At 44.5% G+C, this 20,637-nt stretch carries 19 protein-coding genes; 7 read left to right on the top strand and 12 right to left on the bottom strand.

Features of this window, described 5'->3' with window-relative positions; all coding sequences use genetic code 11:
• Positions 1 to 79 precede the first annotated feature (79 nt).
• The 5 genes from ACI2JM_RS00750 to ACI2JM_RS00730 all read right to left on the bottom strand — a co-directional run bounded on the left by ACI2JM_RS00750 (position 80) and on the right by ACI2JM_RS00730 (position 6,451).
• Positions 80 to 853, bottom strand: coding sequence for an MOSC domain-containing protein (locus tag ACI2JM_RS00750; protein WP_404641387.1), 774 nt, complete (start codon positions 851 to 853; stop codon positions 80 to 82).
• Between the two features lie 239 nt (positions 854 to 1,092).
• A complete protein-coding gene (rsfS, locus tag ACI2JM_RS00745) occupies positions 1,093 to 1,506 on the bottom strand; it encodes a ribosome silencing factor (protein WP_045443355.1) in 414 nt (137 codons plus the stop codon).
• 141 nt (positions 1,507 to 1,647) lie between these two features.
• Positions 1,648 to 2,565 (bottom strand): nicotinate-nicotinamide nucleotide adenylyltransferase, encoded by a 918-nt coding sequence (locus tag ACI2JM_RS00740; protein ID WP_404641384.1) that lies wholly within the window; start codon positions 2,563 to 2,565, stop codon positions 1,648 to 1,650.
• A gap of 281 nt (positions 2,566 to 2,846) precedes the next feature.
• On the bottom strand, positions 2,847 to 5,003 hold the full coding sequence (gene pta, locus ACI2JM_RS00735) for a phosphate acetyltransferase (protein ID WP_404641382.1): 2,157 nt from the start codon (positions 5,001 to 5,003) through the stop codon (positions 2,847 to 2,849).
• A 215-nt stretch (positions 5,004 to 5,218) separates the two neighbouring features.
• The gene (locus ACI2JM_RS00730; protein WP_055123535.1) at positions 5,219 to 6,451 is read right to left on the bottom strand and encodes an acetate/propionate family kinase; all 1,233 of its coding nucleotides are present in this window, start codon (positions 6,449 to 6,451) and stop codon (positions 5,219 to 5,221) included.
• 684 nt (positions 6,452 to 7,135) lie between these two features.
• Between ACI2JM_RS00730 and ACI2JM_RS00725 the strand changes: the two genes are divergently transcribed.
• From ACI2JM_RS00725 to ACI2JM_RS00710, 4 genes are all read left to right on the top strand, one after another.
• Positions 7,136 to 7,420, top strand: coding sequence for a lipoprotein (locus ACI2JM_RS00725; RefSeq protein ID WP_404641380.1), 285 nt, complete (start codon positions 7,136 to 7,138; stop codon positions 7,418 to 7,420).
• Positions 7,421 to 7,513: 93 nt separating this feature from the next.
• Positions 7,514 to 8,869, top strand: a complete 1,356-nt coding sequence (gene lysA / locus ACI2JM_RS00720) for a diaminopimelate decarboxylase (protein WP_404641378.1) — start codon at positions 7,514 to 7,516, stop codon at positions 8,867 to 8,869.
• Between the two features lie 262 nt (positions 8,870 to 9,131).
• Positions 9,132 to 10,019 carry a diaminopimelate epimerase gene (gene dapF, locus ACI2JM_RS00715; RefSeq protein WP_045443366.1) on the top strand — a complete coding sequence of 296 codons (888 nt, stop codon included), beginning with the start codon at positions 9,132 to 9,134 and terminating at the stop codon, positions 10,017 to 10,019.
• A 14-nt stretch (positions 10,020 to 10,033) separates the two neighbouring features.
• Positions 10,034 to 11,068, top strand: coding sequence for a tyrosine recombinase XerC (locus tag ACI2JM_RS00710; RefSeq protein ID WP_404641376.1), 1,035 nt, complete (start codon positions 10,034 to 10,036; stop codon positions 11,066 to 11,068).
• A gap of 41 nt (positions 11,069 to 11,109) precedes the next feature.
• Here ACI2JM_RS00710 and ACI2JM_RS00705 read toward each other — a convergent pair whose 3' ends face one another.
• Positions 11,110 to 12,009: a nitrilase-related carbon-nitrogen hydrolase gene (locus ACI2JM_RS00705; RefSeq protein ID WP_404641374.1), complete on the bottom strand. Its 900-nt coding sequence runs from the start codon at positions 12,007 to 12,009 to the stop codon at positions 11,110 to 11,112.
• A 313-nt stretch (positions 12,010 to 12,322) separates the two neighbouring features.
• Between ACI2JM_RS00705 and ACI2JM_RS00700 the strand changes: the two genes are divergently transcribed.
• Together ACI2JM_RS00700 and hpf are read left to right on the top strand one after the other, a co-directional pair.
• Complete coding sequence (locus ACI2JM_RS00700) at positions 12,323 to 13,978, top strand: RNA polymerase factor sigma-54 (RefSeq protein WP_404641372.1); 1,656 nt, start codon at positions 12,323 to 12,325, stop codon at positions 13,976 to 13,978.
• 428 nt (positions 13,979 to 14,406) lie between these two features.
• Positions 14,407 to 14,775, top strand: a complete 369-nt coding sequence (hpf, locus tag ACI2JM_RS00695; protein WP_045443369.1) for a ribosome hibernation-promoting factor, HPF/YfiA family — start codon at positions 14,407 to 14,409, stop codon at positions 14,773 to 14,775.
• A 237-nt stretch (positions 14,776 to 15,012) separates the two neighbouring features.
• On the opposite strand, the gene thiS is transcribed toward hpf, so the two are convergent.
• The 4 genes from thiS to ACI2JM_RS00675 form a co-directional block, all read right to left on the bottom strand.
• A complete protein-coding gene (thiS, locus tag ACI2JM_RS00690) occupies positions 15,013 to 15,213 on the bottom strand; it encodes a sulfur carrier protein ThiS (RefSeq protein ID WP_055123529.1) in 201 nt (66 codons plus the stop codon).
• A 124-nt stretch (positions 15,214 to 15,337) separates the two neighbouring features.
• On the bottom strand, positions 15,338 to 15,715 hold the full coding sequence (locus tag ACI2JM_RS00685; protein WP_055123528.1) for a DUF423 domain-containing protein: 378 nt from the start codon (positions 15,713 to 15,715) through the stop codon (positions 15,338 to 15,340).
• Between the two features lie 63 nt (positions 15,716 to 15,778).
• On the bottom strand, positions 15,779 to 16,642 hold the full coding sequence (rpoH, locus tag ACI2JM_RS00680; RefSeq protein ID WP_198329691.1) for an RNA polymerase sigma factor RpoH: 864 nt from the start codon (positions 16,640 to 16,642) through the stop codon (positions 15,779 to 15,781).
• A 241-nt stretch (positions 16,643 to 16,883) separates the two neighbouring features.
• Positions 16,884 to 17,339, bottom strand: coding sequence for a sulfurtransferase TusA family protein (locus ACI2JM_RS00675; RefSeq protein WP_404641369.1), 456 nt, complete (start codon positions 17,337 to 17,339; stop codon positions 16,884 to 16,886).
• A 691-nt stretch (positions 17,340 to 18,030) separates the two neighbouring features.
• Here ACI2JM_RS00675 and ACI2JM_RS00670 point away from each other — a divergent pair.
• Positions 18,031 to 19,659: a M48 family metalloprotease gene (locus tag ACI2JM_RS00670; protein ID WP_404641367.1), complete on the top strand. Its 1,629-nt coding sequence runs from the start codon at positions 18,031 to 18,033 to the stop codon at positions 19,657 to 19,659.
• 47 nt (positions 19,660 to 19,706) lie between these two features.
• Here ACI2JM_RS00670 and ACI2JM_RS00665 read toward each other — a convergent pair whose 3' ends face one another.
• Both ACI2JM_RS00665 and rpsU read right to left on the bottom strand, forming a co-directional pair.
• Entirely contained in the window at positions 19,707 to 20,156 is a 450-nt protein-coding gene (locus ACI2JM_RS00665) for a GatB/YqeY domain-containing protein (protein ID WP_404641365.1), read from the bottom strand.
• 144 nt (positions 20,157 to 20,300) lie between these two features.
• On the bottom strand, positions 20,301 to 20,516 hold the full coding sequence (rpsU, locus tag ACI2JM_RS00660) for a 30S ribosomal protein S21 (protein ID WP_010195908.1): 216 nt from the start codon (positions 20,514 to 20,516) through the stop codon (positions 20,301 to 20,303).
• Between the last annotated feature and the right edge of the window lie 121 nt (positions 20,517 to 20,637).

Here is a 20,637-nt window from a genome sequence, read left to right as displayed (position 1 = left end):
TTGACTATACTTGCCTTTATTTTTTTATTGATAGTAGATAGATGAGATCGAGATATCTTTGAAAGTTTTTTTAATCCTTTTAAACCTTCTTCGCCAACACTTTCTTCCAACTGTCTTCCAAACACTCAATCGCAAGCCACGGCTCAATCACCTCAGCATCGTATTTCTCTTTAGAATTGGCCAGCTGCCACAGCTTCTCTAACGTGGCGAATGGATAAGGGCGTTCTATCAAGTAAACTGGTAAATCTGCATTAATCAAACCATCACGTACGACTTGAAAGTACCAGCCAGAGATGCCTTGTTTACTGACCCATGTCGCGATATTTGGCACTTTGGTAAACTGTCCGATTTGGTCGTTGATTTTGTAGCAGGGGCGGCGTGGTTGAACGATACGCAGTTGTAAATTATCAACATCATCCGTACTAGTAGCCGTATCACCGTACTCAAAAACGTCACCAATGCAAACCGTAGACTCAGTCATTTCAGGTAGACCGTTGGCGGCTTCGGTCGTGAGGTTTTCACCCAATGTACCAACGCGCACCTTTAAACCAAACTCTGCATTGATTTTCTCATAAGTTGCAGGTGCCAGTTGATGTACGGCTTTTAGTGGGCCGCCATGATGCTTGCGATCGGCTTGTTCGTCAGTGGTTAATCCCATAAAGTTGACCGCGACAGGTGCGTTAATCGGTGCTTTATCAATGGCGCTCAGCTGTTCACGGGTGAACGGCATGGATTTGCCCGCACGCACACAGGTTAGGGTAGCAATATGTAGCGGCAGGGTTTGGTTAAAGTCGGCTACATTTTTTGGGGTAGAAGATGTTAGCGTTGCTATATTTATAGGTTCTAAGCTCATAGGTTTTCCTAATCTATAGGGATTTATTAGGGGAGAGGCTACTTTAATACTGGTATTAATAATGCGTATTATCTTAGCTTAATCACTCATCTAATGCTAAGCATTCAGCCGCTTAAAATTTAGCAGTAGGTGAAAGGGTATTAGAACGGTAAATTTTAGACAAAAAAAGACCAGAATAAGCATCTGGTCTTTTTAATGGTACATTTTTTAATTTTGAACGAGTATCGTAATCAACAATCTTATTTGTTTTTGTTACGACGACCAGCAGTTTTCTTTTCACGCGGTACAGCGACCAGCTCAGCCAATTGCTCAGGTGATGACCATAGACCTTCTAAGTCATAGAACTCACGGGCTTGTGGCGTCATTACATGCACGACGACAGCGCCCAGATCAATCAATGTCCAGTCAGAGTCGATACCACCTTCGCGACCAAGTGGCATAAAGCCCGCTTGTTTCGCTTCAGCGCCGACATTGTCAGCCATCGCGCGTACATGGCGCTTAGAAGTACCGTCAGCGATAACGATGCGTTCGGTTACGTCAGTCAAATCTTCTACATTCATTACGGTGATGTTCTTCGCTTTCATATCATCTAGAGCGGTCTCAACAACGGCTAAGCATTCTTTTAAGCGTTCTTCAGTCATGGTGTTGGTCATAAATTTTGATCTCTTGAATCGTCAATATTAAAAATAAAAAGGTAAATCGTCAATTTGCATGCATTGGCATTGTCGAATGGACTAGATGTCGCCAGTCAGCTGTAGAGACTGGATGGGCAAAATGACAAAGATAAGGCGATTTTAACGGAATTGAGCAGCAGAATATAGCTGATGGGCGATAATATATTGATAAACAGCAGGATTTAGCCATTTAGCTAATGGATTGGGTGCAGTATTGTCTATGATATCATCTATTGGCGCGATAGATGTCATTTGCCTTGTCGCTGCGGATATTATATTCGATCGATTGTCTGTCGGCTGCAACTGTTGGCGTATCTGTGTACTGGATATCGTGGCGATAGGACGCGAGTCTATATAAATGTGGCCTTGATGGGTGTTTTTCAAGAGACGGCTATCGGTCGATGCTTGAGAGGTGGGCTGTAATAAATCAATAGGCGCATCGATGCGTAAAGATTGCAGCTGCGCAGGTAATTGGGCGTGCAAGTTCATCGCATCCTGCGCGACTAACGTTTTGTTCGCGCAATGAGTCGTGGTTGCCAACAGGCGATTATTTTTATTATTATTAATATCAGACAGGTTCTCACGATTAAACACCCAAAGATTGACATAATCCGTAAGCTCTAAACCGTTTTTCCATTTGCTCAAACTCAGCGCGCTATCCATACCGATGATGAATATTAGACTGTCATTTGGATAATGCTGGCGCAACGTGCGTACACTATCGATGGTATAAACAGGCGGTGTTTGCCACAGCTCAAGCTCATTAATTTGTAGCGGTGTATGGAGTGTCGCAAGCTTTAACATCGCCAGACGGTGTTTAGGATCTGTACTTTTTTCTTTAAAGGGAGAGCGTGCATTGGGTAATAGTGACACGTGCAGCGCGCGCTGTTGCTGCTTGGCTATCGGTAGCAAACGCTGATAAACAGTCATCGCCATTTGCAGATGACCATCATGTACGGGATCAAATGAGCCGCCAAGATAAGCACGGATGGCTGGCGCAGGTGTATTTTTTTGAGGATTTTTGCTGGTATTTGGCATAAATAAATGCGTAAAAATAGATAAGAGGCACGTTGTCGTTGATGCATATTACCCTTTTATCAGCGGACCTTTTTAGGTTAAATGCTTCGATGGTAGCGCTATTGTAGAGGGCAAGCGGGCATCTGTCATTAAAAGCGCTGAAATACTAGGTAAAATGAGCGCTTAGATATCCGTAATGAAAATTTTTTAGAAAGTCAGTCATAAACATAGCCAATAAAAAACCGACCATCATGTTGATAGTCGGTTACCTATAGCGCAATTAGTCCTACATTTTAATGCAATTAAATCGCGTCGCTATGAGCTTGAATAGCAGTAAGGGCGATGGTGTAGATAATATCATCGACCAAGGCTCCGCGAGACAAGTCGTTTACTGGCTTATTCAAACCTTGCAGCATTGGGCCAACACTCACCACATTGGCGCTACGTTGTACGGCTTTATAAGTGGTATTGCCCGTATTGAGATCTGGGAAAATAAAGACATTGGCTTGCCCAGCAACCGGTGAATCAGGCGCTTTTTGCTTGCCGACGCTCATGACAGAAGCGGCGTCATACTGTAGCGGTCCATCGACTTTTAGGTGTGGCGCACGCTCGCGGACGATTTGGGTCGCGCGTGTAACTTTTTCGACATCTGCACCAGTTCCTGATGAGCCTGTAGAATAGCTAATCATCGCGACTTTTGGATCAATACCGAAGGCGGCAGCAGACTGTGCTGATTGAATGGCAATCTCAGCAAGTTCTTCGGCATTTGGATCAGGATTAATGGCACAGTCACCGTAGACCACCACTTGCTCAGGTAGCAGCATAAAAAATACTGATGATACGAGCGAGTATTGCGGTGCGGTCTTAATCAACTGAAACGCTGGACGGACAGTATTGGCAGTGGTATGAATCGCGCCAGAAACGAGGCCGTCGACTTCGTCCATCTGTAGCATAGTCGTGCCTAGATATACGGTGTCTTTTAAGTATTCAGCCGCGACTTCTGCGCTGGTTTTACCTTTACGGCGTTCGACCACTGCAGCGATATACTTATCCATATCAAGCATGTCGGGGTCAATTATTTCAAGACCTTCAGGTAAAACTAAGTCGAGATTTTTAGCCACTTGCTCGACATCGCTACGCTTAGCGAGTAGTACACAGTTGGCGATACCGCGGCTTTGACAGATACAAGCGGCTTCAACGGTACGCGGCTCAGAACCCTCTGGTAGCACGATGCGTTTTTTGGCGTCTTGTGCTTTTTTAACCACTTGATGACGGAATGCAGATGGTGAGAGGCGCGGCTCATGATTTTGACTAAAATAGTCTTTAATCCAGCTAAGATCTAAATGGGCGGCGACATAACGGGCCACTTCTTCAGCACGTTCAGTATCATCACTTGGAATCTCTGCGCTCATGTGCATGAGGCTCTGTACGGTCTCATAGCTGTCGCTTTCGACACTCATGACAGGGATGCCTGTTTTGAGGGCAGATTGCCATAGCTCAGCGACGGTTGCACTCGGCTCGACGCCGCCAGTTAATACCAATCCTGCCAGCGGGATACCATTGATACAAGCCAAACCTGCTGCTAATAGTAAATCATCTCGATCGCCCGGTACGACGATAAGGGTGCCACGTTTAAACACCTCATCGACGCGTGCGACCGAGCGTGCGGTTAGGCTAATGCGGTTAATACGGCGTGACTTAGCTTCACCGACATTGAGCCATTTGGCATCAAGCTCAGTGGCGATATCCCAGGTGCGAGGCACGGACAGTGAATCACTGAATGGCACTACCCCGATTAAACGGAACGCATCAGTATTAAAATGCGGTGATAGGCGCTGGACTTCTTGCATAAAGCCGTCATCTAAACTCACAACCGCTTCACCAGGGGCAACGATTTGATTTTCTACGGTGCTTTGCGCATTTGGCAAGTCATGTACACGCATCAAAATCGCGCCGAGCGTGCGCTCATGGGCGATGCCGCCAAACTCACGAGCGTGAACGTCAAGTTTATCAGCCAGATAGGCCGGTTTACTGGTATCAGCAGTGCTAACAAAGATGATTCTAGCATCTAATGCATGGGCAATCGCCCGGTTGATTTGCGAGGCATAAGAGGTCTCTGTGGTCGGTACTAAGCCTTCACAGATCACCACATCGTAATCATCGCCAAGAGTATGATAATTGACGACCACTTCTTCCATCAAGTCATCAAGATTACCATCACCAATCATACGCTCGACACGCTGCCGACTGATAGATTTAGGTGGCGTCAGACCAAAAGCATGCATTGCTAACGCGCTTGAGCTGTCTAAACTGTTTTGCTTATCAAGTGTATCATCTTGCAAAAACGGCTTCATAAAGCCCGCTTTGATACCGTTGTAATCAAGAGCGCGGATCAATCCAAGCGCTGCTGACGTTACGCCGATACCACGGCTGATGGGAACTAGTAAAATGGTTTGCATAAAGTATCCTACGGTTTATTATATTTTTAAAGCTGACTTCATCCTTGCTGGAATGAGTAAAACGTCGCGCTTCTCATCATAGGCTATGTATAAGAAGCGCTGGGCAAAAAAATAACTTAACACGTCTAATGAATAAAAGCTTATAAGACGACTAGAAGCTTATGAGAAAATTACAAGTAACTTATAATATAAGCAACTTATAAAAAGTGTCGAGCTTAGAGTAAGCCCAATGCTTCACGTGTTTCTTGAGCAATACGGCACTCTTCATCAGTTGGCACAACCCATAGCTCGATGCTGCTATCGTCTGCGTGGAAGCTGCCTTCGCTACCACCAAACAAGCTCGCATTTTTGTCAGCGTCTACTTTTATGCCGAAATGACGCATCACTTCTAGGATACTGGTTCGGGTGGTGACTGAGTTTTCGCCGATACCACCTGTAAAGACAATGCCTGTGAATTCTGGCAGCGCGCAGCTTAAGCTGGCAAGATATTTACCGACGCGGTAACAGAACATCTCGATAGCGAGTTTGGCATCTGCATGACCTTCGTTCGCCGCTTGTTCGACGGTACGTAAATCATTAGACAATCCTGAGACACCCAATAGACCACTTTCATTATTGAGCATGGCATCAATCTCTTCCAAGCTCATACCGAGCTGGCGCTTTAGGTGTATGTGTAGACTTGGGTCAACATCACCACTACGCGTACCCATCATGAGCCCCTCAAGCGGGGTCAGACCCATACTGGTATCGAAACTTTTGCCATCATAAACGGCAGTCGCCGAGCAGCCGTTGCCCAGATGCGCTGTAAGCCAACCATGTGGGCCTTTAGACTCTGTAATTTCACTGGCACGCTCTGAGACGTAAGCATGAGACGTACCATGAAAGCCATAACGGCGGATTTTGTGTTCTTCGTACAGGGCTTTTGGTAGTGGGTAGCGAAAAGCAACAGGAGGCATAGTTTGGTGAAAGGCTGTATCAAAGACGACGACTTGAGGAATATCAGGATAAATCGCCTGTACCGCTTCGATACCTAAAGCATGGGCAGGGTTATGCAGTGGCGCGAGTATTTTTAAGCGTTTTACTTCGTCCAGTACATGCTCATCGACACGGACTGCTGCAGAGTACTCACGGCCACCATGAACCACGCGATGACCAACGGCGATGAAATGATACTGTTCTAATAGCTCAAGAATTTTTTGTAATGCTAACTGATGACGACCACCTGAGATAGAGATTTCCAGCTTATCACCATTTAACGTCGTGTGTTTGATACGAGCAGTATCGAGTCCTAAGTTTTCGGCCAAACCAGTGATACGAATAGAATTGTCTTCGCTAATCAGCGCGTATTTGATAGAAGAGGAACCACAGTTGAGGACTAAGGTGGGATTGATTAGGTTCGATGTTTCGGTGTTTTTGTCATCAAAAGTGGTGGTTAGGCTGGCGCTCATACTCTGTCCTTAGATTGTATTTTGTAAAGGGTGACTCATCACAGACGAGTACCGGTTGAATAAACAAAAACCAGCCGCATCCATGCCGACATAGGTCAAGCAAGTACATTGCTGATTCTGGTCACTCTTGGGCTGGCACTATTGATCAGTGCTTGTTAAGTCGCATGCTAGCGCCTCAACACAGTCGCAAGGTCTACACATAATGTACCATAGTTTTATGGCTATACCACGATAACTATAAGGGTTAAATCGATAGAATGTGGTATAGACAATACAACTGTACACCGAGTGTTGCTAGGGTTTGTCGGCTGCTACAGCGAAATATAATAGATAATAATAAATTGTAAGAAAATTTGTCTAAGTAAATATAATGGGCTGTTTTACCATTATAGCGATACATTAAGACCGCTAGTATTAACGCTCGCTTAGTAAATGGCAGTCGCACGGTCTAGTAAAGCTTAGCAAAACTTAGCAAAACCAAACTCGTCCAAATTTATTGATTAGGGATATTCAGTATGCACACAGCATTATGTAATAATGCTATTATCCAAAGCAGTCATATTGTCATTTTTTAGCGATGGCGATAGCTTTTATTTAGCTGTCTATAGGGTTTGATCTATCGCCTTTATGACTCGTGCTTTTTATCATCCTCATGCCATTGCAAAGTCACAGGTTCTCTATTCTATGTTTACTATTAACCGCTTTTCGAAAACTGAGCACACTAATGTCGCTGATCTTGGTCGCTGTGTTATCTCCACTTTTATTATCAGTGGGGTGATTATGATGGGTTTGACGGGTTGCGGTCAAAAAGGCAATCTATACCTCGCCGACGCTAGTAGCCAGACGGTTCAAGGAGCTACGGATAGCGCTGGCATACAGGGTAGTACCTATTCGACACAAGATGATGGTCATCAAGAAGTGGATGATTTTAAGCTACCGGAACCCAGTGAAGACCCTAATGATTATTGATTCTGATTAAAGAATCAATGCCGTCAACGAGATTTCGGTGTGCACCCTAAGATTTTTTTAACTTTGTAACCTGATGAAATTAGAGATGTTTATATGAGTCATTCTGAGCAACAAACTGGCGAATCTGTCACGATCCAAACTGAGCAAGGCTTGTATGTTAATCCTCAAGCTTTAACCGCCCATTTACCCGCGCTAGATTATCGCGATGGTGCATTGTATATGGAGCAGGTGAGTATTGATGATGTGGTTAAACACTACGATACGCCATGCTATGTGTATTCAAAGCAAGCCATTTTGGATGTCTATCAAGCTTATAGCGATAGCTTTGCCAGTTTAACGCACCAGATTTGTTATGCGGTAAAAGCCAATTCTAATCTTGCGGTACTTGGTATATTGGCGCAAGCAGGGGCAGGATTTGACATCGTCTCTCGTGGCGAGTTGATGCGCGTACTGGCGGCAGGTGGTGACGCTTCACGTGTGGTATTCTCAGGCGTCGGCAAAACCTATAGCGATATCGAGTATGCCCTGACCCAAGGTATTGGTTGTTTTAACGTTGAGTCAATCAGCGAGCTGACTTTGATTAATGATGTGGCACAGAAATTGGATAAACCTGCGCCAATTTCACTACGGGTTAATCCTAATGTCGACGCCAAAACGCATCCGTATATCTCAACAGGGTTAAAAGACAATAAATTTGGTATCACCCACGAAGACGCGGTTGCCGTCTATGAGCAAGCGGCGCAGTTATCCCATATCGATATTGTCGGTATTGACTGTCATATTGGCTCGCAGTTGACTGAAGTTGCGCCATTTATCGCGGCTTTAGATAAAGTGATTGAGCTAATACACAATTTACGTGATAAAGGTATCGAGCTGCGTCATATCGATTTGGGCGGTGGTTTGGGTGTGCGTTATATCGATGAGACACCAGTATCTATCGACGAGTTTGCTCAAGCGTTATTACCGAAACTTAGTGAGCTTGGCTTAACGGTATTCTTTGAGCCGGGTCGCAGTATTGTGGCAAATGCTGGGGTATTATTGACCAAGGTTGATGTGCTAAAACCAACGGAACATAAGAATTTTGCCATTGTTGACGCAGCAATGAATGACTTGATTCGTCCGGCGTTATATCAAGCTGAAATGGCAGTCATTCCAAGTGTCTTGCCTGATAATGGCATCGACACTGATGGCACACAGCCATGGGATATCGTTGGCGCTATTTGCGAAACGGGTGATTTTTTAGCGAAAGACCGTTTATTGTCGCTCGCGGCAGGCGATGTTTTAGCAATCACAGGCGCTGGTGCGTATGGCTTTACCATGAGTAGCAATTATAATTCACGCCCGCGTGCTAGTGAGGTAATGGTAGCCGATGATAGCCATCAACTGATTCGCAAACGCGAAACCATTGAAGCACTATATGCAGACGAAGTATTGTGGCAAGGTAAATAAATCGGTGACCAACAGATTTAGCCATTTTTAGCCCATTTAGGCGTTTTCGTTTAGATTGAGGGCATGCCCTAAATAAAAAGCCCATTGTCTTTATGATGATGGGCTTTTTTATGGCCTGCTCTAATGAGAGATATCAGTTTGGCTGTACAAGGTAGATTTAGCATCGTGTTAACTTAGTATTTGATAGCGGTGATAGTTATGATTGTATCTGACAGCGTGCTAATATAAGACATACATAAAAATAGGATAGGATAACAAGGATATGCTAATAGAATTTACGAAGATGCATGGTCTGGGCAATGATTTTATGGTCATCGATTTGGTGACTCAGCGCTTAGATTTGACCAAGGATTTGGTACAGTTACTGGGTGACCGTCATTTGGGTATTGGCTTTGATCAGCTGCTCGTCGTTGAGCCACCGATGCGTCCTGACGTTGATTTTAGTTATCGCATTTTTAATGCTGATGGGTCAGAAGTTGAGCAGTGCGGTAATGGTGCACGCTGTTTTGCCCGTTTTGTGCAAGCGCGTAAGCTATCGTTTAAGCAGCGCCTACGCGTTGAGACGGCGAGCGGCATCATTTCATTGACCACTGATCGTTATGGCTGGGTCGAAGTCGATATGGGTAAGCCTAAGTTTGAACCAAGCGAGATTCCTTTTACCCCAAGAGCCACGACCAAAATTCAAAACGCCTATCATCTCGATGTAAATGGCACTCCTGTACAGCTTTATGTTGCCAATATGGGCAACCCGCATGCCGTTATCAAAGTTGATAACGTGCTCGATGCCGACGTTGAAACCTTGGGCAAAGCCATCGAATCGCATCCCGCCTTTCCCGACCGCGTCAATGTCGGCTTTATGCAAGTGATGAATCAGCGTCATATTCGTCTGCGTGTCTATGAGCGCGGTGTCGGTGAGACGCAAGCCTGTGGTACAGGCGCTTGTGCCGCAGTAGCGGTTGGTATCCGCGAAGGTTGGCTCGATGAAGGCGAAGACGTGCGTGCGCAGCTTTATGGTGGCAGTATGATCATCAAATGGCAGCCGGGTTATTCAGTGATGATGACCGGTCCGACTGCCTTTGTTTACGAAGGCGTATTTAGCCCAGATGGTCTGATGGCACAAGCGGGCATCAAGCCCAATCCAGAAGGCTAATGGATAATAGGGCTATGTCTAATAAAAATAATCATACGATGGAGCCTACCTCAGATTCTGAGGCAAAAGCATGGCTATCAGTCGAGCACGCCGCGGCTATAGAGTTGGATGCTGCATTACGTGATTTGTTAGCGCCCGTGCATCGTTGGCTTAATGTCTTGTCGGTGCGTAACCATTCGCCGCATACGTTGACCGCTTATTTTGCAGGACTGAACCAATTGGCGCTATTTTTACGTGGGAAACGCCTGACGTGGACGCGCTGCGATAAGCGCCAATTAGCCCAGCATATCAGCCAACGCTTGGATGAAGACAAGCTGGCACTTGCTAGCGTCCAGCAAGAGCTGTCAGCCATTCGTCATTTTTATGGCTGGTTGATAGAAGAGAACTTGGCACGTATTAACCCAACGACTGGTTATCAGCTCAAGCGTAGTCCTCGACCGCTGCCGTCTATCGCTGATGTTGATTTGCTCACTCAGCTGCTTGACCAAGAGATGCCTGATACACCCGAACAAGCGCGCCTATGGCTGCGTGATAAGGCGATGTTTGAATTGCTATACAGCAGCGGTCTGCGCGTAGGCGAGTTGGTCGCGTTGGATATGGGCGATGTGGATTTGTCAGACCTGCGCGTGCGCGTGACAGGTAAAGGCAATAAAACGCGTTTGGTGCCGTTAGGTGTCAAGGCAGCAGAAGCGATTAGCCGTTATCTACCGCATCGTAATCTGTGGGTGGAGCAAATGGACAGCGCACTATTTATTAGTGAAAAACTAGGTACACGTTTATCGACACGGGCAGTGCAGCAGCGTCTCAAAGTTGCGGCTACGCGTGCTGGCATCGCACAAAATATGTATCCGCATCTATTGCGTCATTGTTTTGCCTCGCACATGCTGTCGGGCAGTGGCGATTTGCGCGCGGTGCAAGAAATGCTTGGGCATAGCGATATCAGCACCACGCAAATTTATACCCATGTCGATTTTGCTAAACTCACGCAAGTCTATGATCGCGCTCATCCGCGCGCGACTCATACACGGACCGAAAAAAATAACACCTAACACTCGATATTCAATACTTACTATTCAGTATTGAAACTGACTTACGCCAAACGATGACAATCAAAAATGGGCATTTTTTGGCGGCCTTGCTGTTGAGTCTGTTTATCTAAGGTTGCCAATACCATAGCATAATCTTGGTTTTTTTCGTTACCCGTGGTTTTATCTAGTGCACTCGCATCATAGCTGTTAATAATCGTTCCATCAAAAGCTGTGATAGTGGTATGCCCCCACGTTTGACGGATATCACCGTTTTTATAAACATGGTCGCCGCCTTGTGCTGCACCAATGACCATGCACTGACTGTCTAACGCCCGTGCGCGAAGTAACAGCGACCAGTGCGCTTGCCCCGTTAAATAAGTAAATGCCGATGGCGCACTTAATAGGTCAGCGCCTGCTTGACGTAAGCGCTGTGCCAATGCGGGAAAACGCAAATCAAAACAAACCATCATACCCAGTTGATAAGCAGCATGATCACTCTCTATTGTTGCAACTACAGTCTGTGTACCGGGCTCAAACGTCGCCGCTTCATTATAGCTGCCATGTTTATCTGCTACCGTCGCCGTGAATAGGTGAATTTTATCATAGCGTGCCACTCGCGTACCATCAGGGGCAAATAGCTGACTGACTTGGCGCAGTCTGCCATCAGGCACGATAACGCCATCAGGGCGATAAGGGCAGGGCAGTGAGCCTGCCAGCACATAGACACCGTAAGTACTGGCATAGTTTGCTATCGTCGTTGATAGCGCATCAAAGCGCTCTGCGGTGGCAAATTGTTCGCCCATGCTACAGCAGTTTTCTGGTAAGACAACAAGATGAGCACCTTGATGACTGGCATCGCTGATGGCAGCTTTTATAGCCGCTACGTTTTTTTCGATGTCTTGCTGGCTATTCATTTGAATCGCAGCAGTGATAAAGTGCGGTTTATTTGCTTGGTCATTCATCGTATTATTCTCGGTTAATGTTAAGAGTGATTCAATTTGCTCGAAGGTTTTGTGTCATGTACCTTGTATTTTTTATATAGCCTTATTATTATCAACAAGATTTGGTTGTTTGTTGTTTAGCGGTTCATGCTAAAACGGTCAAATTTATAGGACTTTATAAGTAGAGAGCAATAAGCGTATTGGGCCGTCTATAAATTATCATAGCAAAATTGCCACGAAAAATGCTATCGTCATGTCCTGATAACGTTAACTCGCTACTTTAAGTGGCAACATATATAGACTATCACCAGTATCGGAGTGTAATAAGCCACCCATGAGTATGTCTTTCGGATTGGCGACCACGCTGAGCACCTCACAAAAACTGACCCCGCAAATGCAGCAAGCCATTAAATTGCTGCAACTCTCTAGTCTTGAGCTTGCGCAAGAAGTTCAGGCCAAGCTGGATAGCAATCCATTGCTTGAACGTATTGAGGATGATGAAGATGAATACGATTATGGCAGCGGCGATAGAGTAGATGAGTCATTGACACTTGATAGCTGGAACCAGAGTACTGATACTGATTCATTTAGTGCAACCTCTGAGAGTAATACCCGTACCTCTGAACCAGATGAAGACTTTAGTGACAGCTTGGACAAATTACAGCAAGCCAGTATCGATGATGGTGCCATAGATAATCATATTATGGATAGTGACGACTATAGTAGCTTTGAAAATAGTACTGATAGCAGCAATTATGCATCTACGGCAAGCAGTTCGGGGAGCAAAAGTGACGAGGATTTTGACAGTTATCAAGGTGGCACTTCTGCTACCATACAAGACCATGTGCGCTGGCAGCTGAACTTTAAGCATCTCTCAGAAGCGGACATGTTGATTGCAACCTATCTGATGGACTCTATGGATGACATGGGTTTTGTGCGGCTTGATATCGATGAGCTGTTGCAAAGCTTCGATACGATGGCAAGTTTTTATCAATGGGATGAATCTGTTGAGCACGATGAAGTTATGGCTGTTTTACGTGTTATTCAGTCTTGCGACCCGCTGGGTGTCGGGGCGCGAAATCTCAGTGAGTGCCTAGCGATTCAGTTGTCCAAGCTCGATGCAAATACTGACCATCTAAAAGAAGCGCAAGCATTATTGTCAGCCAGTGAGCATTTGGTGAGCAATAACATCAAAGCATTGACTGAGCGGACTGGACTCGCGCCTGCACAGATTACCCCCGCGCTTAACTTACTGCGTACTTTGAATCCGTCACCTGGCCTGCTATTTCAAAGCAGCCAACCAGACTATACTCAGTCGCCAGCCAGCTATGATATTCCTGATGTTTTGGTCACGCCTATACGTCACCATCAGAGTCAGACGAGTTCAGATACATCGACGCAGGAGGACGGCTGGTATGTGCGCCTCAATCCTGACACCATGCCAAAGCTAAGAGTCAATCAAGAATATGCCAATTTGGTGAAGCGCGGTGATGACAGCCCCGACAATCAATATCTGCGTGAAAACCTCACCGATGCCCGCTTGTTTATTCGTAGTATTGAAGAGCGCAATCAAAACTTATTAAAAGTGGCAACCAGTATCGTGCGTTATCAGCAAGAGTTCTTGCAGCATGGCGCGACTGCCATGCAACCGCTCATCCTAAAAGCCATTGCGGAAGAAGTGGATTTGCACGAATCGACCGTCTCGCGTCTAACCACCAGTAAAACAATTTTGACGCCGCAGGGATTGTTTTCACTCAAACATTTCTTTTCATCTCATGTCAGCAGTACCGACGGCGATATTTCATCGACTGCCATTAGCGCCATGATTAAGCAATTGATAGCCGATGAAAATGCCAAAAAGCCATTATCTGATAGTCGCATAAAAGATTGTTTATTATCCGAAGGTATCGATATCGCCAGAAGAACCGTGGCCAAATATCGTGAAGCAATGAATATTGGCTCGTCTACTCAGCGTAAACAGAAATATTAAATGTCACAATTCAATGAGTTAAGAGAAAAATAGTGCTATCGCTAATATATTTCTTGATAAATATAAAAAATAAAATTTTCTGATTATATAGAAACATTCAGGAAACAACCGTTTTTATTACATTTAATTACACTTTACTGTCTTGCTACTATTCGATATTCATGACAAATTAGAGTCATACCAACAACGAAATCTAAGTGTCGATTTAGCGTATTTACTTATCTCATTAATCAAAATGACAACGAAAGGACACGTTCGATTTTTGCTAAAAGTATCGATTACTAAAGGCGCTGATCAATAAAGACACACCATTCATTGTTGGTAAGGCAGGGTGAAAAAGCAGGAATGCTGGCTCATCTGTTGATTGTAAGTAACAACGCAATCAACAACGTAGGCAACAATGTAAGTCATAATAAAAGGACAATAATATGAATGTTTCTATCAGTGGTCACCATATCAGTGTTACCGACGCTATGAACGCAGCTGTTCAAGAAAAACTTGATAAAATTGGTCGTCATTTTGATCAAATTCAAAGTATTCAAGTCATTTTATCATTAGATAACAGCGGTGCTATAAAGAGCCATAAGGCTGAAGCGATTATGCGAGTCTCGGGTAAAGAGATGTTTGTCCAAGCGCTTGACGATGATATGTATAAAGCCATTAACGAGATGGCAGACAAACTTGATAGACAAGTACGCAAGTATAAAACCAAGTTGGAGAGCAAAAAGACTCAGGGCGCTGGGCGTGATGGACGCTATGAAGAGCTGATGACAGATGATGCCGCTCCAGCAGTTTAATGTTATAGAGTTTAGGATATTTAAAGGTTAATGATTACTGGCTGATGAAATAATAAATAGTATAAATAGCCGCATTTTTAGATATCTCTAAATGACATTGCCTAAAACGGAAAAAGACCTCGAACGTTTGCTACGTTGAGGTCTTTTTTATGAGCAATTATTTTTTAAAAACCCACCTTTAAATATATTTCTTTAAGCACATTTATTTTCAGATCAATAGATCATTATTTTGGCTAATTAGCCACCACCGACTGCTTGTACCACTTCGATATTCATACCTTCAGCGATACTTAATTGAGCAAGCTCACTCTTTGGAATCAGTTCACCATCGACTTCTACTGCATAACGACCTTGGCTAAGACCAAGCTCATTGATGACCAATTGCACGGTCTGATGGGTAGTCTGTAGTGTCTTACCATTAACGATAATGGTACTCATAATATATACTCCTTAATGATTTTTTATCCTTTTGTGCGTACTAAGGCGTGTCCTCATTTTTATCTCTATTTTCAAAATGAGGACATGCTCTAAAATGCAATTTACTTATTACTTATTTAACTGGCTATTTTGCAACCAATTTGTTCATCTTGAATGATGACACTGCTAGCCATAGCCAACCTGCAATCATTAGTACGCCGCCGATAGGCGTGATCGCGCCAAACCAAAGTGGTGCGCCAAGTGTCATTGCATATAAGCTACCAGCAAATATGATAATGCCAATTTGTAGTAGCCATGCAGTGATTTGCGTGGCATATCTCAGGCGAATCAACAGACCAACCAGTAATAAACCCAGCGCGTGTATAAATAAATACAGTGTTGCAGTGTGCCACCATTCGAGTTGTTGAGCACTGACGATGTTTTTTAAGCCATGCGCTCCAAACGCTCCTAAAGCGACAGCAATGGCCATATTGATCGCCGCAATACCTATCCAATTTAACATGACAAACTCGTATTATCTAAAAACCACCGCTGGTGAAAGACAGGCACTACTGATAGGTAATTGCTACTGAATATCGTCTGGCAAAATAACGCTATCAATGGTCATTGCCTCGCGGATTTTGTCCATGGCATTTTTTTCGATTTGGCGCACGCGTTCTGCTGAGATAGAGTAGACGGCTGCCAATTCGTGTAAGGTTGATTTTTGCTCAGAGAGCCAGCGCTGCTCGACGATATCGCGTGAGCGCTCATCAAGGGTATCCATTGCCGCGATCAATGCAGATGAGTTGCTTTCTTCCCAATCTGCTTCTTCTAACTGCTCGGCAGGATCGATACCATCTTCTAAAAATAGCTGCGGTGCATAACGTCCATCGTCGTCATCGCTAGATTGCGCTTCAAACGAGGCGTCATAAGAGGTAAGCCGCGACTCCATTTCTAACACTTGCTTGCGTGTGACATTCAAGTCTTTGGCAATGGCATCAGCCTCTTCTAGCGTGAGCTGGTTGTTGGTTTTTTTGAGACTACGTAAGTTAAAGAACAATTTACGGTGCGCTTTGGTGGTCGCGACTTTGACAATGCGCCAGTTACGAATCACAAATTCATGGATTTCTGCTTTAATCCAATGCACAGCAAATGACACCAAACGCACACCTTTATTAGGGTCAAAGCGTTTTACAGCTTTCATTAGTCCCAGATTGCCCTCTTGGATTAAGTCTGCTTGCGGCAAACCATAACCCGAGTAGCTGCGGGCAATATGAATCACAAAACGCAGGTGCGACATCACGAGCAGACGCGCCGCTTCTACATCGCCTTCATCATAATAACGATGCGCCAGCTCTTGCTCTTGGATTGGTGTCAAAATTGGGATTTGGTGCACCGTGTTGATATAAGCGCCCAAATTGACCCCAGGCGCTGACAAATGAGTCGGCATCGCTGGCACTAAGTCACGGGTGCTAGTGTCGCCTAAGGCGCTAGCATCATAAGGTGGACGTTGGGCGGCAGCTTTTAATGCGGCATCACGTGCTTCGTTTTTTATAGGAGCTGCCTCATCTTTTTTATTCGTTTTTGCCGTATCAGTAGAATTATTAGCCATATTCTTGACCTTGATTAAATAGTGACGCAAATAGTCAGATAAAAATCTTTATAGTTGTAATTGTAAAGGATAGCGACACTTAGTTGCTATCAGTTTTAGTAATGATGAAGTGATATATTGTATCGAAACGCTGTGCTGATAAGCTATCCGCTGATGGCTGATCCGTCATGCTACTAACGATTAATCGCAGTTGACTTGCGACATTTGTTTGCTGGCTTTGTTGACAAAAAGCGGTGATATCAGCCTGTGAGTTGGCATCAGTTGCGACCACATATAATGAACCGCCAGCTGTGACGTCACGTAATGCTACTTTGGTTTTTAACAGCGGCATTGGACAAGCAAGTCCGCGACCATCAACGAAACGTTGAACATGAACAGGCTGCGTTTCATTCGCCTCATGATCTGTAGTGACAGTATGCGCTGGTAACAAGTCTAACAGGTTGTTGATGTCTTGCTGCTCAGTATCAGACAAATCTGCTGATAAGTTTATAGAATAAGGCGAATATACGGTGGTTGACTGACGATCAGCAGACATAAAATAAACCTTATAAATATTTTGATTTGTACTAGGGCGTGTGCTCAATTCAATCGATTACTTTCTAAATGGGCTAAAAATAGCTAAATTTTGCCAAACATCGTCAAATAGCTTCTTAATATCTCGATATTATGTGCGCTATTTTCCTTGTTTGACGGCAATTTATCTCATTTTTATCACCATTTTTAAAATGAGGACACGCCCTAGATTGTATTGAACATTCGCAAACACGCAATGACAGTGCCTATAATTCATAAAAGACACTCGGCAGTGGCCAGACCCTATAATCATGAAATGCCATTATACCAAATAGCCGATATGTAGTTGAAGTTGAATATAATCAACGTCACATTCAGTTCATTAGAATCACCTATAGTTTGTTCAAGATAATTTAGATACAAGGAAGGCAAGCAAAAGCACTAAAAATAGTAGACTGAGCGCGCCTGATACCACATCCATTTTATAGGGGATTGACTAAAGCAATGTTGCACAATAGTGACGGACAGCTGAGTTATTGGTAGTCGAATGCAGACTAGAATTGACCTTATATCAGCAAGCTCGTATAGTCGAAAAACGTTTAGTCAAAAAATCAGTCGAAAACACCTTATTTCAAAAATAGTATCATTACTCACTTGCATAGGATACGCACTTGAACCATTTTAATAGACAATCGATACTTGGTAATGCGCCCATGACCCAGGAAAAAAAATGTAAAAGTGCCGAGCATTCGATGGCATTATCGAGCGCTATTAAATTGGCATTGTCGGCGATACTAATGACGATGACCACTGCTGCCATGAGCGAGGATAGTCTTAATAATGCTAATACGAGCAGAAAAGCGATGGCATCCAATTATAATTCATGGCAAACCACCGGCTCAGAAGAGTTAAATCTGCCCAATTTGCGCGGACAAGGCTTGAGCTTCGCTGAGCAATATCAAAACAAATTGCTTGGCGAATGGTCGTTACGGAATGTCAATGGTCGTATCAAAATGGAGCATGATCCTTGGATTCAAGAAACGGTCAAAGACATGACTTGGCGTCTTAATGCGCAAGCAAGGCAGCAAGCGCCGATGGGTTTGGTTATCATTGATAACCCAAGTATCAATGCCTTTGCAGCACCAGGCGGTGTAATTGGACTCAATACAGGGACGATTCTGGCCGCTAGCAGTATGGATGAGCTTGCCAGTGTGGTGGCGCATGAAGTTGCTCACATCAGTCAGCGTCATTATGAAAGTGGTGCTGATGAGCGCAAAAAGGCCTTGCTGATGCAGATAGGCGGTATGCTGGCTGCGATTGCAGCATCGGCGGTCGATGGTGATGCAGCGGCGGCAGTGATGATGGGCAGCCAAACGGCGACGATGAATAGCACGATGGCATTTAGTCGAAATAATGAGCGCGAGGCCGATCGGGTGGGCATGCAAATTATGACCCAAGCAGGCTACGACCCAAGGGCGATGCCGCGATTCTTTGCCACGATGAACCAACGCAGCCAGCTCAACCAAATTGAAAATCGATTTTTACCAAGCTTCGTACGCTCGCATCCACTGAGTAACGAGCGCTTAAGTGAAGCGCAAAGTCGTGCCCAGTATTATCCCTCACTGTCACTAAATCAGCAGCAGCGCCATCAGGCTTTATTTGATATGCTCTACTGGCGTGTCCAAAGTACGGGTAAACACGCCTCAGAGACAGTGCTAATGACGGCTGCTAAAAATAGCGTAGGTGCCAAATTGGCTTTGATGAACTGGTATGGTGAACAGCAACGCTTCACAGAGGCAAGCGATTTACTGGCTGAAATCAATCGACTGCCGCCTACGCAGCGCCAAAATTTAGAGCCTTTACTATCGATTACTCATAGCCAAATTCTAACGGAGCAGAATAAATGGCCACAAGCGGCGGACGTATTAGCCAGCCAGCAGCGTGTTTATCCTGAGCGTCGTGATCTGCGTCTTTATTTGGCAGAAGCGCTCACCAATAGCAATCAGCCAATCAAAGCCCAAGCGTTGCTTAAACCACTGACCGAGCAGCAGCCAAGCGACCGTTATGCTTGGCAAAGTCTGCAACTGGCCAATGAAAAACTGGCAAAAACGACCGACTCTGCGTCCCTGAAAAATATTGCCACCATTAATGCGCTACGCTATCGCAGTCATGACCAACTATGGAGTAGTCGTTACGAGAGTGCATTGACGTCACTGACCCAAGCCAAACAACTGGCGGAAAAACTACAAACCACGGCTCAAGCCAGTAGCGCCCGTCCATTACTTGCCAATATCAATGCAGAAATCAAAGCAGTAAAAACCGCCAAAGACTTTGAGCCTTAGGCGGTTATTTTTACGCTGTCGTCATTAGCTTTTGATGACACTAATTACTAGCCTTGCAGCGCATCTTTTACCAGCTTAGAGATGAGCGCAGGATCTGCGCGTCCTGCGGTTTTGTTCTTTAATACACCCATCACACTGCCCATGTCACGCATAGATGTCGCGCCTTGTGCAGCGATTTCCGCATTGACCAAAGCCGCAAGTTCAGCATCACCCATTTGTTTTGGCATAAACTCATTGATGATATCAATCTCAAACTGCTCTTTGGTTGCCAGATCATCACGGTTGTTTTCGGTAAAAATAGTCAATGACTCATGGCGTTGTTTTAGCTGCTTTTGCAGTATATCTAAGACTTGCGCATCATCAAGCTCTATTTGACGGTCAATCTCAATTTGCTTGATAACCGCTTGCACGTTGCGCAGTACTTTGACACGCTCAAGCTCACGTGCTTTCATAGACACTTTGACATTGTCTGATAAAGTTTGTTTAAGTTGGCTCATTGTTATTATCCTTATTTGTTAAGAGGTATTTATTCAAATTTTTAAGCAATAATAATAAAAATTGTAGCATAAAAAACGCCACTGATATCAATGGATAACAGTGGCGTTAATGTAGCACTTGTACTTAATTAATCGAATTATCGATTAGTACATACGAGTGGTACGAATAGTTTCGCGTTGTAATTTTTTCTTATAACGCTTTACGGCAGCAGCTTTTTTACGCTTACGTACTTGCGTTGGTTTTTCATAAAACTCACGCTTACGTACATCTGATAATACGCCAGCTTTTTCGCAAGCACGCTTGAAACGACGGATAGCGATGTCAACTGGTTCGTTTTCTTTAACCTTAACTGCAGGCATGAAGACTCCTCGATTAGGATGAGATATAAGGGCATTAGTCTGGCTGTGTATTAGTATTTAGCCGTAATATCTCAAGATTACAGGCATCAGCTCAAACTAGGATAATCTTGCGCATGAGCAC

It is taken from the genome of Psychrobacter sp. NPDC064578 (assembly GCF_044901245.1).
In the GTDB taxonomy this organism is placed as follows: Bacteria; Pseudomonadota; Gammaproteobacteria; order Pseudomonadales; family Moraxellaceae; genus Psychrobacter; species Psychrobacter cibarius_C.
This window is presented reverse-complemented; position numbering and strand designations above follow the sequence as displayed.

Bases quoted from the DNA above. Each gene is read 5' to 3' on its own strand.
- ACI2JM_RS00740 (WP_404641384.1), bottom strand. From the start codon at position 2,565: ATGCCAAATACCAGCAAAAATCCTCAAAAAAATACACCTGCGCCAGCC.
- ACI2JM_RS00685 (WP_055123528.1), bottom strand. From the start codon at position 15,715: ATGTTAAATTGGATAGGTATTGCGGCGATCAATATGGCCATTGCTGTC.
- lysA (WP_404641378.1), top strand. From the start codon at position 7,514: ATGAGTCATTCTGAGCAACAAACTGGCGAATCTGTCACGATCCAAACT.
- ACI2JM_RS00730 (WP_055123535.1), bottom strand. From the start codon at position 6,451: ATGAGCGCCAGCCTAACCACCACTTTTGATGACAAAAACACCGAAACA.
- ACI2JM_RS00700 (WP_404641372.1), top strand. From the start codon at position 12,323: ATGAGTATGTCTTTCGGATTGGCGACCACGCTGAGCACCTCACAAAAA.
- ACI2JM_RS00670 (WP_404641367.1), top strand. From the start codon at position 18,031: ATGACCCAGGAAAAAAAATGTAAAAGTGCCGAGCATTCGATGGCATTA.
- ACI2JM_RS00725 (WP_404641380.1), top strand. From the start codon at position 7,136: ATGTTTACTATTAACCGCTTTTCGAAAACTGAGCACACTAATGTCGCT.
- pta (WP_404641382.1), bottom strand. From the start codon at position 5,003: ATGCAAACCATTTTACTAGTTCCCATCAGCCGTGGTATCGGCGTAACG.
- ACI2JM_RS00710 (WP_404641376.1), top strand. From the start codon at position 10,034: ATGTCTAATAAAAATAATCATACGATGGAGCCTACCTCAGATTCTGAG.
- thiS (WP_055123529.1), bottom strand. From the start codon at position 15,213: ATGAGTACCATTATCGTTAATGGTAAGACACTACAGACTACCCATCAG.
- ACI2JM_RS00705 (WP_404641374.1), bottom strand. From the start codon at position 12,009: ATGAATGACCAAGCAAATAAACCGCACTTTATCACTGCTGCGATTCAA.
- hpf (WP_045443369.1), top strand. From the start codon at position 14,407: ATGAATGTTTCTATCAGTGGTCACCATATCAGTGTTACCGACGCTATG.
- dapF (WP_045443366.1), top strand. From the start codon at position 9,132: ATGCTAATAGAATTTACGAAGATGCATGGTCTGGGCAATGATTTTATG.
- rpsU (WP_010195908.1), bottom strand. From the start codon at position 20,516: ATGCCTGCAGTTAAGGTTAAAGAAAACGAACCAGTTGACATCGCTATC.
- rsfS (WP_045443355.1), bottom strand. From the start codon at position 1,506: ATGACCAACACCATGACTGAAGAACGCTTAAAAGAATGCTTAGCCGTT.
- ACI2JM_RS00750 (WP_404641387.1), bottom strand. From the start codon at position 853: ATGAGCTTAGAACCTATAAATATAGCAACGCTAACATCTTCTACCCCA.
- ACI2JM_RS00675 (WP_404641369.1), bottom strand. From the start codon at position 17,339: ATGTCTGCTGATCGTCAGTCAACCACCGTATATTCGCCTTATTCTATA.
- rpoH (WP_198329691.1), bottom strand. From the start codon at position 16,642: ATGCCGACTCATTTGTCAGCGCCTGGGGTCAATTTGGGCGCTTATATC.
- ACI2JM_RS00665 (WP_404641365.1), bottom strand. From the start codon at position 20,156: ATGAGCCAACTTAAACAAACTTTATCAGACAATGTCAAAGTGTCTATG.